The 12,147-nt window shown below is 69.3% G+C and carries 13 protein-coding genes; 5 read left to right on the top strand and 8 right to left on the bottom strand.

Features of this window, described 5'->3' with window-relative positions:
• Positions 1–1,345 (bottom strand): MFS transporter (locus ACLN58_RS11070; RefSeq protein ID WP_415855314.1); only part of this gene is annotated, 1,345 nt, incomplete at its 3' end.
• A 174-nt stretch (positions 1,346–1,519) separates the two neighbouring features.
• Between ACLN58_RS11070 and ACLN58_RS11065 the strand changes: the two genes are divergently transcribed.
• Positions 1,520–2,416: a LysR family transcriptional regulator gene (locus ACLN58_RS11065; protein ID WP_415855313.1), complete on the top strand. Its 897-nt coding sequence runs from the start codon at positions 1,520–1,522 to the stop codon at positions 2,414–2,416.
• A gap of 3 nt (positions 2,417–2,419) precedes the next feature.
• Here the strand turns inward: ACLN58_RS11065 and ACLN58_RS11060 are convergent, their stop codons facing one another.
• From ACLN58_RS11060 to ACLN58_RS11045, 4 genes are read right to left on the bottom strand one after another with little or no spacing between them, the layout of a single operon-like run.
• Positions 2,420–3,250, bottom strand: coding sequence for a spermidine synthase (locus ACLN58_RS11060; protein WP_415855312.1), 831 nt, complete (start codon positions 3,248–3,250; stop codon positions 2,420–2,422).
• Between the two features lie 43 nt (positions 3,251–3,293).
• Positions 3,294–3,794, bottom strand: a complete 501-nt coding sequence (locus ACLN58_RS11055) for a GNAT family N-acetyltransferase (protein WP_415855311.1) — start codon at positions 3,792–3,794, stop codon at positions 3,294–3,296.
• A 10-nt stretch (positions 3,795–3,804) separates the two neighbouring features.
• On the bottom strand, positions 3,805–4,467 hold the full coding sequence (locus ACLN58_RS11050) for an O-methyltransferase (protein WP_415855310.1): 663 nt from the start codon (positions 4,465–4,467) through the stop codon (positions 3,805–3,807).
• Positions 4,468–4,509: 42 nt separating this feature from the next.
• A complete protein-coding gene (locus tag ACLN58_RS11045; RefSeq protein ID WP_415855309.1) occupies positions 4,510–4,851 on the bottom strand; it encodes a thiamine-binding protein in 342 nt (113 codons plus the stop codon).
• Positions 4,852–4,975: 124 nt separating this feature from the next.
• On the opposite strand from ACLN58_RS11045, the gene ACLN58_RS11040 reads away from it, so the two are divergent.
• Together ACLN58_RS11040 and ACLN58_RS11035 are read left to right on the top strand one after the other, a co-directional pair.
• Positions 4,976–5,602: a TetR/AcrR family transcriptional regulator gene (locus ACLN58_RS11040; protein WP_415855308.1), complete on the top strand. Its 627-nt coding sequence runs from the start codon at positions 4,976–4,978 to the stop codon at positions 5,600–5,602.
• 97 nt (positions 5,603–5,699) lie between these two features.
• Positions 5,700–6,473 (top strand): DUF5684 domain-containing protein, encoded by a 774-nt coding sequence (locus ACLN58_RS11035; protein ID WP_415855307.1) that lies wholly within the window; start codon positions 5,700–5,702, stop codon positions 6,471–6,473.
• A gap of 17 nt (positions 6,474–6,490) precedes the next feature.
• Here ACLN58_RS11035 and ACLN58_RS11030 read toward each other — a convergent pair whose 3' ends face one another.
• The 3 genes from ACLN58_RS11030 to ACLN58_RS11020 form a co-directional block, all read right to left on the bottom strand.
• Complete coding sequence (locus tag ACLN58_RS11030) at positions 6,491–6,802, bottom strand: AzlD domain-containing protein (RefSeq protein ID WP_415855306.1); 312 nt, start codon at positions 6,800–6,802, stop codon at positions 6,491–6,493.
• Positions 6,799–7,611: an AzlC family ABC transporter permease gene (locus tag ACLN58_RS11025; protein ID WP_415855315.1), complete on the bottom strand. Its 813-nt coding sequence runs from the start codon at positions 7,609–7,611 to the stop codon at positions 6,799–6,801. Before ACLN58_RS11025 ends, ACLN58_RS11030 begins: the two co-directional genes overlap by 4 nt.
• Before the next feature lie 73 nt (positions 7,612–7,684).
• Positions 7,685–8,560 carry a glycerophosphodiester phosphodiesterase gene (locus ACLN58_RS11020; RefSeq protein WP_415855305.1) on the bottom strand — a complete coding sequence of 292 codons (876 nt, stop codon included), beginning with the start codon at positions 8,558–8,560 and terminating at the stop codon, positions 7,685–7,687.
• An 81-nt stretch (positions 8,561–8,641) separates the two neighbouring features.
• Between ACLN58_RS11020 and ACLN58_RS11015 the strand changes: the two genes are divergently transcribed.
• Both ACLN58_RS11015 and ACLN58_RS11010 read left to right on the top strand, forming a co-directional pair.
• Positions 8,642–9,940 (top strand): DUF445 domain-containing protein, encoded by a 1,299-nt coding sequence (locus ACLN58_RS11015; RefSeq protein ID WP_415855304.1) that lies wholly within the window; start codon positions 8,642–8,644, stop codon positions 9,938–9,940.
• A 155-nt stretch (positions 9,941–10,095) separates the two neighbouring features.
• Positions 10,096–12,117, top strand: a complete 2,022-nt coding sequence (locus tag ACLN58_RS11010) for a hypothetical protein (protein WP_415855303.1) — start codon at positions 10,096–10,098, stop codon at positions 12,115–12,117.
• Positions 12,118–12,147 lie beyond the last annotated feature (30 nt).

The raw sequence follows: 12,147 nt of genomic DNA, 5'->3' as shown, positions 1-12,147 counted from the left end.
CAGTGCGAGCGGCGTCGGCCGCGTCAAGCGCGCGGAGCGACGCACCGCGCGTCTCACGCAGCGCCACGACGGAGATCACCGTGATGACGGCGGCGATCGCGAGGTAAACGGCCGTGGGCCACCACGAGCCGGTGGCCTTGAGCCACTCGGTCGCGAAGACCGGCGCAAGCGAGCCCGCCACGATCGACGTGACCTGGTAGGAGATCGAGACGCCCGAGTACCGCATGCGGGTGGGGAACATCTCCGCCATGATGGCCGGCTGGCCCGCGTACATGAGCGCATGGAAGACGAGGCCCACGATGATCGTGATGAGGATGACGAACGTGTTCTTCGTGCCGAAGGCCGGGAACGCCCAGAAGCCCCACGTCGCGGCGAGGATCGCGCCCACGAGGTAGACGGGCTTGCGGCCCACACGGTCCGCCATGCGGCCGATGATCGGAATCACGATGAAGTGGCACACATGTGCTATTGCGATCACGCCGAGGATCGAGCCCGTGTTCATCTTGAGGCCCGTGCCGAGGTAGACGATCGAGAACGTGACCACGAGGTAGTACATGATGTTCTCCGCGAAGCGCAGCCCCATGCCCACGAGCACGCCCTTCGGGTAGCGCTTGAGCACCTCGATGACGCCGTAGCCTGCAGCCTTCTCGGCGTCGAGCTCGGCCTTCGCGGCCTCGAAGATCGGTGCCTCGGTGATGCGGGTCCGGATGACGTAACCCACAATGACCACGACCGCGGAGAGCCAGAACGCGACGCGCCAGCCCCACGCGAGGAACGCGCCGGAGGGGAGCAACGTCGTCATAACCCACAGGACGAACGTCGCGAGGACGTTGCCCACGGGAACGGCCGCCTGCGGCCACGAAGCCCAGAACGCGCGCTGCGAGTCCGGCGCGTGCTCCGCGACGAGCAGCACGGCGCCGCCCCACTCGCCGCCGAGCGCGAGGCCCTGGACGAAGCGCAGCACCACGAGGAGGATCGGTGCCCACACGCCGATCTGCTGGTAGGTCGGGAGGCAGCCCATGAGCACGGTCGCGACCCCGATCAGCATGATCGTGATCTGGAGCGTCTGCTTGCGGCCCAGCCGGTCGCCGAGCTGCCCGAACAGGACGCCGCCGAGCGGGCGCGCGATGAAGCCCACGGCGTAGGTGAGGAACGCGGCGATGATCGCGTCGTACTCGTTGCCCATGGTCGGGAGGAGGATCTTGTTGAAGACGATCGTCGACGCGGTCGCGTAGAGGAAGAAGTCGTACCACTCGACGACCGTTCCGGCCATCGACGCGGACACAATCTTGGTCAGAAGCGGTCTGTCGGCGGCCGTGCCGCCCGAGCGCTGCGTTGAGCTCATGGGTTCCCTCCCGGGGTCTGCTCTGACGTGTGCCCCACGGCACCGGGCCCTGTGATGCGGGCCACCTTTGACCAAGCCAGTATTGTTGCGCGAAATTGTGGCATCAATAGTCAGTTCGGCAAGGTAGCTGTGCATTCCTGCACATTCCTCCCGTCGCCGGACTACAGTGGGCCCATGACGACGGCGTCGCCCTCCCCTGACCAGCTCCTCGTGCTCCTCGAGGTCTCCCGAGCGGGCAAATTCACGACGGCGGGCGAAACCTTGGGCCTCAACCACACGACGATTGCCCGCAAGATCGCTGCTCTCGAAAAGGCCCTCGGAGGGCGAGTCCTCGCTCGCGCGGCGGGCGGCTGGGAGCTCACCCCGCTCGGCGAGCGCGCGGTGGGCGTCGCCGCCCAGGTTGCGGACGCCGTCGCCCGTTTGGCGCCGGGAGCCGACGATCCGGTGACCGGCGTAGTGCGCATGACGGCAACGGACGGCTTCAGCGCGTACATCGCCTCGCCCGCCGTCGCGGAGCTGAGGCGGGAACACCCGAACCTCGCGGTCGAGCTCATCACCGTGACGCGACGCGCGCTCCAGCAGCGTTCGGGCGTGGACATCGAGGTCGTGGTGGGCGAGCCGCAGGTTCACCGGGCCGAGGCCGTGCGGCTCGGGGTCTATGCGCTCGGCATGTACGCGTCTCAGGACTACCTCGCGCAGCACGGGGCGCCGCAGACCCCCGATGAGCTCGCGCGGCACGGGCTCGTGTACTTCGTGGATTCGATGCTCCAGGTCGACGACCTCGATGCACCCCGCCGCCTCGTCCCCGAAATGCGGGACGGCCTCACCTCGACGAACGTGTTCGTGCACGTCGAAGCCACGCGGGCGGGCGCGGGAATCGGCTTCCTGCCGTGCTTCATGGCGGACCGCCACTCCGACCTCGTCCGGCTCCTGCCCGACTACTTCCGCGCGCAGCTCCCCTACTGGATGGTCCTGCGTCCGGATTCGATGCGGCAGCCGGCTGTGGCCGCCGTCGTCACGGCGCTCAAGCGGAAGGTCGAAGAGTCGCGGGCCATGCTCCTGGGAAGCTGAGCGTCAGCTCGCGCCCGGGGGATCGTGCCGCGGCCGCGCGACCCCGATCCACGAGCGCACCTGGGCGTCCTCCCAGTAGTGGGCGGGGACGCCCCCTCCGAGCAGACGACGGCGGAGCCCGGCTGATCCTTCGAGCGGCGTATCGCTCGCCGCGACGATGATGTTCCCGAACCGCCGGCCCTTGAGCATCGCGGGGTCCGCGACGATCGCGACGTACGGGAACACCTCCGCGATCGACGCGGCCTCCTCGCGCGCCGTCACCTGATCCGGGGCGCTCCCGATGTTGGCGACGAAGAGCCCGCCGCCGTCGAGGAGCCGCGCCGAGGCGTGAACGAACTCGACGGTGGTCAGCGGATGCGGGGTCCGCGAGCCCGCGAAGACGTCGCGGATCACGAGGTCCCGCGTCTGCGGCGTGAGGGACTCCGTGACCGCGCGGGCCTCGCCCACGCGGAGGCGCAGGAGCGGCGCCTTGGGCAGATCGAACCACGCCCGCACGTACTCGGCGAGCTGCCCGTCGAGCTCGACCACCACCTGCCGCGCGTCCGCGTAGCGCGCCGCGAGATACCGCGGCATGGAGCACCCGCCGCCGCCCTGATGCAGGGCGCGAAGGCGTCCCGTGGTCTCGGGCGGGAACTGCTCCTCGACGAGCGCGACGATCCAGCGCATGTACTCGAAGTCGAGCCGCAGCGGATCGCTCAGGACGATGTGGGAGCTCTGGACGCCGTTGATCTTGAGCAGCCAGCCGTCGGACGAATCGCCGTCCCGCTGCAGCTCGGCCGTGCCCGTGTCGATCGGGTACAGGCCCGGCGCGAGGCGCGGGGTGCGAGCGTCCATGGCGTAACGCTATCCCAGCGCGGCGGCCAAGGACTTCGCCGATTCAGGTCACGGGACCGGGGCGGACCATGCGGATCTCGGGGACTTGCTTGCCGTCCGCCTCGAAAAAGTCACGCGTGCCGTCGGGCGCGAAGCCGAGCTTCGAGTAGAACGCGATCGCGCGCGCATTGTCCTCGAGCACCCACAGGAACGCGGGCCGGTCGCCGATCACTCGCTCCGTGAGCGCACGAGCGAGCCCAGTGCCGTAGACCTCGGCAAGAACGTACACGGTGTAGACCTCCTCGGGAGCGGGTGAGCCCTCCCGGGCCGGTCCGGCACCGGCCATCCCGACCATCCGGCCGTCGGCGCGGCCGACCGCGAAGCGACCTCCGGCCTCGCCGGCGAGCAAGGCGCGCCAGCGCTCGGTCCGGCCCGCCTCCCGACCGAGGCCCGCGAGGAACTCGGAGGAGAACAGGTGGGCGTAGGCCTCGCGCCAGCCCTGGTCCTTGACGGCGAGGAGCTCCTCGGCGTCGCGCGGCACGGCGTCGGCGATCTCGAAGTCCATGCGCCGGCCCTCAGCGCACGACCGCGAGCGCGAAGCCGTCCCAGCCCTTCGACCCGACGGTCTGCACCACGGTCGCGTCGAAGAGTGGGCCGCCCAGAAGCTCGAGCGCGGCCACGATGCCCGGCGCGTTGGTCTCGTCCAGCGACGGATCGAGGAGCGAGCCCTCCCACACGGCGTTGTCCACGACCACCACGGTTCCGGGCCGACCGAGCCGCACGGCCCACTCGAGGTAGTTCGCGTCGTTCTGTTTGTCGGCGTCGATGAAGACGAAGTCGTAGGGGCCCTCGAGATCGGGGAGGCTCTCGAGCGCCGGGCCTACGTGGACGTCGACGCGGTCTGCGAGGCCCGCCGCGTCGAGGTTCTCCCGCGCGACCGCCGCGTGCTCGGGCAGGTACTCGAGGGTGTCAAGGTGCCCGCCGTCCGGGAGGGCCTGGGCCATCCAGATGGTGCTGAACCCGGCGAGCGTGCCGATCTCGAGGATCCGCCGCGCGCCGCTCATCCGCACGAGCAACTGGAGAAGTTTGCCTGCGGTGGGCTGGACTTCGATGGGCGGCATGCCGCGTTCGACGGCGGTGGTCAGCGCGCGCTCATGCTCCGGGCCGGGCTTCACCACCGTCGAGGTGAGCCAGCGTTCCACGTCGATCCATTCGGGTTTGGCCATGTGCTCGATCATGCGGCCAGTCTGGCCCGGGCGGCCGCCGCGGGGGAAGAGGCCTCAGCGGGCCTGTTCCGAGATCGCGCGCTCGAGCCGCTCGATCTTGCCGTCGATTTCACCCGAGTGCCCCGGGCGAATGTCCGCCTTGAGCACGAGCGAGACCCGCGTTCCGTACCGTCCCACAGCCTCCGTGGCCCGCTTCACGACGTCCATGACCTCGTCCCACTCGCCCTCGATCTCCGTGAACATCGAGCTCGTGCGGTTCGGGAGGCCCGATTCGCGGACAATCCTGACGGCCGCGGCGACGGCCTCGTGGACGGAATCAGGAGCGACGCCCGACGGCGCGTGCCCGGCTTCCGCAGGCCGCTCGCCGGACGGGGACACGGAGAAGGCGACGATCATGCGCCAAGTCTCGCACGCGGCACGCCGGCGCTTGACGTCATATTTGCCCTGTGAATGCTAATTTCTCCTGAGAGTCCAGCTTCACATCTACGAAAGCGTCACTCTCGGTAGATACGGTGGGGGTATGCAGTACGAAGGAGCATGGCGGAAGCCGATGCGTGCAGACGCGGCCCGGAACATCGAAAAGATCATCTCGGCCGCCCTCGAGTGCTTCCGCGAGGACGGCCCCCAGGTGTCGCTCAAGGTGGTCGCCGATCGCGCGGGCGTCGGCCCCGCCACGCTGTTCCGCAACTTTGCGGACAAGGACGAGCTGGTCCTCGCCGCGATCGAGCGGCAGATCCGGGTCAAGGTCGAGCCCGTGACCGAGACCGCGCTCCGGAACCCCGATGCGGCGGCCGGCCTCATCGAGGTCCTGAGCGCCGTGATGCAGGTTGCGAATGACGAGCATCACCTCCTTTCCGCCGTAGCGGGGCGGCGGCAGATCCTCGTGGGCCTCGCGGGGAAGCTCATCGAGTCGATGGGCGTGCTGCTCACCCGGGGTCAGGACCAGGGAACCCTTCGCGAGGAGCTCCGGCTCTTGGACATGGTGCGGCTCGTGGCGATGCTCATCGGCGTGGGCGACACGGTGGCACCTGGGTCGATGGCGTGGCTGCGCTACGTAGCCCTTGTGGAGGACGCCATCCGCACGCACCGGGAGCAGCGGCCCCTCCCGCCTCTTGAGGCGATCCCGGAGGTCGACCTCCCGCTCTAGCGGCTCCGGCTTAGCGTCACGGCCGCGCGGGCGTCTAGTGGAGAATGTTCATCTTCACCGTCGCCAAATGTCGGATTCTGCGACTAGTGTCTGGCTCATGACCCTGAGCACCTACATGAGTACCTATGGCTCCAGTGGCGGCGTCTCTGGCGCGGCCTTCATCGGCGCTGCGATCGTCAGCTCGATCATCTGGTTCATCGTCTGGTTCGGCATCACAGGGCTGCTCTACATGGGGATCTTCCGCAAGGCGGGGAAGCCCCAGTGGGCGGCGTTCGTGCCCTTCTACAACATCTACAACCTGCTCGATATCGTGGGCCGCCCGCTCTGGTGGATCTGGCTCTACGTCGGCGGCTACGTCTTGCTCTTCTTCCCGTTCCTTAACCTCTTCGTCGGCTGGATCGGCGGAATCGGCGTCCTGGTGCTGAATATCTTCGTGATGAACGATCTCGCCAAGTCGTTCGGCAAGGACGTCGCGTGGACCGTCGGCCTCGTGCTGCTCGCGATCGTGTTCGCGCCGATCCTCAGCTATGGCCAGTCGCCGTACCTCGGCAAGGGCGCGCTCATGGGCCCCCGCGTTCAGGGCGCCTACGGGCAGCCGCAGGCGTACGGCCAGCAGGGTTATGGCCAACAGGGCTATGGCCAGCAGCCCCAAGGCTACAGTCAGCCCGGCTATGGCCAGCCGGGGTACGGTCAGCCGGGTTATGGCCAGCCCCAGCCCGGCCAACCCCAGCCCGGCCAGCCGGGTTATGGCGAGCCGCAACCGGGTTACCAGCCGCCGGCCTACGGTCAGCCCGGGCAGGAGCCGCCAGCCCAGCCAGGCCACCCCGACCAGCCAGGGCACCCCGACCAACCAGGAACTCCCCAGCAGTAACCCCATCGGTCGGCGGGTCAGCCCCAGCCCAGCAGGCGCAGGCCCGCCGCCGCGGCCGCACCAACAATCACGACGACGAGGAACGGCGCCCTCAGGACCAGCGCGATAGCGGCTGCGACGAGGGCGCCCATTCGTGCGTCGAACGCGAGCGACTGGCCACTCCCCAGAGCGTTGACGGCGGTCAGCGAGGCGAGCAGACCGATCGTCACGGTCCCGGCCACGCGGGTCATGCGCTCGTTCTGCATCCACCGGCGCGGCACCAGATAGCCGAACAGCTTCGTCGCGTACGCCACCGCGCAGGCCAGAGCTACCCAGAACCACAGGCTCACGTGGCACCTCCCGAAGGTGCGTCTCCCGAAGGTGCGTCTCCCGAAGGTGAGTCTCCCGACGGCCCGTCGCCCGCGTTGTGACCGCGCTGGTGCCGGTAGGGATCCACGTCCGGCTCGAGCCCCTCCATGGCGAGAGGCCGCCCGGCCTCGGCGCGCGCGTGGCTCACCCAGCCGAAGACCGCAGCCACGAGGGCGGCCACGAGAATGGGCACGCCGGGCGGGAGGAACGGAACGGCCAGCACGGTCGCGAGCGCGCAGACCACGGCGATCGCGGCAGGCTCTCGCCCCTTGAGTCGCGGCCACAGGAGGCCGAGGAACGCGGCGACGGCGGCCCCATCGAGGCCCCACTGCTTGGGGTCTCCGATCGCGTTGCCGGCGAACGCCCCGACGGCCGTGAAGACGTTCCACAGGACGAAGACGCCGAGCCCGGCCGTCCAGAAGCCACGGCGCTGTTCGAGCCGGCCAGTCTGACCGGAGGCGGTCGCGGTGGACTCGTCGATCGTGATCTGGGCGGCGACGAACCTGCGCCACCCCTTCGGCCCGAACATCGCGTTGAGCTGCATCCCGTACACCGCGTTGCGGATGCCGAGCAGGCCGGCCGCGGCCGCGGCGGCCGCACCGGACCCACCGCCGCCCACGACCCCGATGAAAGCAAACTGCGATCCGCCGGTGAACATGAGGAGACTCAGGGCAACGGTCTGGAGGATGCTCAGCCCCGACGCAACGCCCAGCGCCCCGAAGGAGACGCCATAGAGCCCCGTCGCGACCGCGATGGACAGGCCCACGCGGAACCCCGGCGAGGTGCGCAGCGAAGCCGCCGCCCCGCCGTCGTCCGCTTTCCCGCCCCGCTGAGGTTCGCCCTCTGGCCGCGGATGCTCCGCGTCAGACAACCGCCGCGCCGACCTGCCGCAGCACGTCCGCGGGACGGTTGGTCGTGATCTCCTGGATTCCCGAGGCCAGGCAGAGCTCGACGTCCTCAGGCGCGTCGACGGTCCAGACGCGGAAGCGGCGCCCGTCGTCGAGCCACTGGCGCACGCGATTCGGGTGCTCGCGCACGTAGCCGATGCCAGGACCCGCGATCCCGGCGCGGCCCGCGTCAAGCATTCCCTCGGCGTCCGCCTGGGCGGCCTTGAGCATGTTCGCGACCGCGCCGCCAGTGATCCGGCCCAGGGCAAGGTCCTCGCGCACGTCTTCGACCTGGACGTCGTCCACGAGCATGCACACGTGCTCGGCCGGCACCCGCTCGAGCAGGTAGCCCACGGCCTCCGGATCGAAGCTCATGAAGCTCACGCGGATGTTGCCGAGCCGCGAGGTCTTCGCCTCCCACCCGCGCTCGGCGAGCACCGCGAGCACGGTGTCTTCGAGCCGGAGCTGGTAGGGGCTCGGGTGCTTGAGCTCGATCGCGAGGCCGATCTCCCGGCCCGCGAGCTCGAGGAGGTCAAGGAGCTCGGGCAACGTGAGGAGCTGCTGGCTCACGGCACCGTACTCGTCGGGGAAGCGGGCCCCCTTCCACGAGCAGAAGTCGAGTTCGCGGAGCTCGTCGAGGGTTCGGTCCGCGACGGCGCCGGTCCCGTCGGACGTCCGGTCGAGGTTGGGGTCGTGGAGGAGCACCACGTGCTGATCGCGCGTCAGGTGGACGTCGCATTCGACGCCGTCGGCGCCGTCCGCGAGGGCTTGGAGGTAGGCGGCGCGCGTGTGCTCGGCGAACTGGGCGCTCGCACCGCGGTGGGCGTAGACGAGGGGGCGCTCGGAAGTCATGGCATTAAGCTAACCGACTCCCGGGCTCACCCCGTCCCGAGGGTGGGGCCGCGAACCCGGCCCGCGAGTAGGGTGATGCGTATGGTGACGCTCAATCGGCCCCCGGGCACCGTCACGCGGCAAGCGGAGCTCAGCCCCGCGGACGCCGAACGGGCCGCGGCCCTGCGCAGCATGAAGACCCTCGCGCTGAGCCTCCTCATCGCGATGGCGGTGGTCTTCGCGATCGCGTTCGCGCTCCAGGAGCGGGTCCCGTGGCTCCAGTACGTGCGGGCCGCCGCGGAGGGCGGGATGGTCGGCGCCCTGGCCGACTGGTTCGCCGTCACCGCGCTCTTCCGCTACCCAATGGGGCTCAAGATCCCGCACACGGCGATCATTCCGCGGCGCAAGGACCAGATCGGTGCGGCGCTGAGCGGCTTCGTCGAGGACAACTTCCTCTCGGCGCCGGTGGTGCGCGCCAAGCTCGATTCCGCGGACATCGCGCGCAAGGCCGGCGCATGGCTCGCAACCACCGCGGGCTCCGAGCGGGTCGCGAAGGAGGGCGCCGCCGCCATCCGCGGCGCGTTCACCGTCCTCAACGACGACGACGTCCAGGCAGTCATCGAGGGCCTCGTGCGCAAGCATCTGCTCACCCCGCCGTGGGGCCCGCCCATCGGGCGGCTCGCCGAGCGCGTGTTCGACGCCGGCCATCACCACCGGCTCGTCGACCTGCTCGTGGACCGGGCGGCGGATTGGGTCGCGGGAAACTACGACACCGTGACCCACCTCGTGACGGACCGTTCGCCCTCGTGGGTACCGAACTTCGCGAACGAGCTTGTGGGCGACAAGGTGTACATCGAGCTCTCCAAGTTCGTCGCCGCGGTGCAGTCCGACCCCAACCATCAGGTTCGCCAGTCGATCGACAAGTACCTCAAGGACCTCGCCCAGGACCTCCAGTTCGATCCGGCGATGATCGCGCGCGCCGAGACGATCAAGACGCAGGTGCTCGGCGACCCCGAGGTCCGCGACCTTGCGCGCCGCACGTGGGCAACGGTCAAGCACGCCCTCCTCGACGCGGTCAGCGATCCCCACAGCGAGCTGTACCGGCGGTTCACCACCGCGATCCGGGACTTCGGGGCGCGGCTCGTCGCGGAGGACGAGCTCGCAGGCAAGGTCAACGCGTGGATCGGGGACGCCGCGAGCTACGTGGTCTCGACTTACCGCTCCGACATCGCGGGCGTCATCGAGGACACGATCGCGCGCTGGGACGCCGAGGAGACGTCCCAGAAGATCGAGCTCCAGGTGGGCCGCGACCTCCAGTACATCCGGCTTAACGGCACGGTGGTCGGTGCCCTCGCGGGCCTCGTGATCTTCGCAATCGCGCACGCCGTCTTCGGCGGGTAGAGGCACTATCCCTGAGCGTTGAATCTCAGTGGTTTGACGAAAAATGTTACGTCAGTTCTGATCGTTGACTCGCCTTCTTTCGCGCTCAAAAATGTCGTTGCACGCGCGCGCAACTCCATTTCTGGGCACGTCCATATGAAGGGACAGGGATGGTCATGGCCGAAGAGCCAACGGGCCGTCAGGAACTCGATGAACTGATCGCCGGTGCCGCCGCACTCGGCACCCTCGCAGACAACGAAGAGGTATTCCGAGCTGCCGTCGACGCCTTCCGCGCGCAAGACGGCGAGTCCATGGCCAGCCTTCTGGCCCGCCATGGGCTCACCGAGCGATGCGAAGTCATCTGCCGGTGGCTGCGCAGCAAGGAAACCGTCCTCCTCTGCCTCGAGCTCGTCGGGCCGCCCGACGAGCAGGTCTCCCGTGACGCGCTGGGGTTCGCCCGACTCGTCGCGAAGATCGCCGCCGACGAAGAGCTGGTCGAACTCCTCGCGAGCGCCGTGACCGATCGCAGCCGCGAGGCGTGGGACGAACTCGTCAGGCAGACCGATGCGGCCCCGTTCCGCCACGAGCTGTGCCACTGGGCTTCGGCCGTCTACTACCGCCTCGTGTGCGAGGTAGTCTGCAACCCGCAGCCCACCGTCGAGCGGCCCCGCCTCGTCGACGAGCTCACGGCCGCGGGCAACGCCGTGGGAAGCCTCGCGGCGAACGAGGAGCTCTTCGCCGAGGCGGAGAAGGCCGTCGTCGCCGACCGCTGCCTCGGGCTCCAGGACGTCCTCGAGCGGGCCACCCTCGGCCCCTGGTGTCGGCTCGTCTGCGAGTGGTTCTGCAGCTGGCGGTGCTTCCTGCGGTGCATCGAGCTGTGCCGCGAGTTCCCGCTCCCCGTCGTCGAGTCGCCGATCGCGGAAATGCTCGGGTTCGCGCGCACGACGGCGGCACTCCCCCAGGCGGGCCTCGAGCGTCTCGCCGCGGCAGCCCTGCGCGGGGACGCGGAGGCGGTGGGCGATCTTGCCAAGGAGTTCGGCTACGAGCGCTACTGCCTCCAGTTCTGCCACTGGGTCTGCCTCCTGCGGTGCACGCGCTTCTGCTTCTGCGTGTGCCCGCCGCGCAGCCTCGGCGTCTTCACGAAGATCGGCGGGCTGCACTACGCGACCGACGTGCACAGCGCGCCGGGCAACACGGGCCTGACCATTGCCGACGCGCGGGCCTTCTACTCGACGCTGCGGCTCAACGGCGGGCTCTCGCTCGTCGACGGGGCCCCGCTCATCGAGTACCGCTTCGAGACGGTCAACACCAACGCGGACGGTTCGACGCTCGCGGACGGCACGCCGATCCTCCCGACGTCCTGGCAGCCGGTGGTGCCAGCCCAGATCGCGCCGACCGAGATCGGCGAGTTCGTGCGCCCAAGGCCGTGGCCGCTCCTCCAAGAGGAGGTTCGCGTCGTGGTCAACGGCACCGCCGCAGGAGACTTCAACATCACACCGAGCGCAGACGGCTGGATCAAAGTCCCGCCCATGATCCCAGTGCCGCCCATGGTGCCCGTGCCGGATCCGAATTGGCGCTTCTACCCGGGCGACGCGCTCATCCGGTTCATGACGACGACGCTGCCGGGCACGGCCTCCGTCGACGAGACCGGCGTCGTGGCGGGGGCCTCGGCCAACGCGCCGCTCATGACCGACATCCACTACGGCGTCCGGATGCGCCTGCGGAATCAGGGCACGAGCGGCTCGGGCGCCGACGCGGGGACGTGCTCGCACATCGCGATCAACAACACGGTCTACAACAACGTGTCCCACCACCCGTACTGGCCGGGCGGCCTCTTCGGGGCGTCGAACGAGCTCGCGGTGTCGGACATCGGGGTGGAGGAGCTGAGGCTCAACCCGTGCTCGACGCTCTCCGATTCGCTCACGGTCAAGTTCACGGCCGCGCACTCGCACCTCGGAGCCGTCACGGCCGAGTTGCAGGGCCCGGGCGGTCCGTTCGCGTTCGCGCTGGCGCCCGACCTCGGCTCGACGGCCGGCGAGAACCTCTACGGGGACGCGGTTCCGACGGGCGGATGGTCCTTCGACTCCCTCGCGCCGTGCGCCTATCTGCTGAGCCTGAGCGTCGAGGTTCTCCTTACGACGGGCGACAGCGTTCCGTACCCGCCGCTCACCGACTACATCGCGTTCTGCAAGAAGTAGAAACCGGGACGCACCCGAGCCGGGCATCCC

Origin of the sequence: Sinomonas sp. G460-2, from assembly GCF_047759905.1 — a bacterium.
Taxonomy (GTDB): Bacteria; Actinomycetota; Actinomycetes; order Actinomycetales; family Micrococcaceae; genus Sinomonas.
This window is presented reverse-complemented; position numbering and strand designations above follow the sequence as displayed.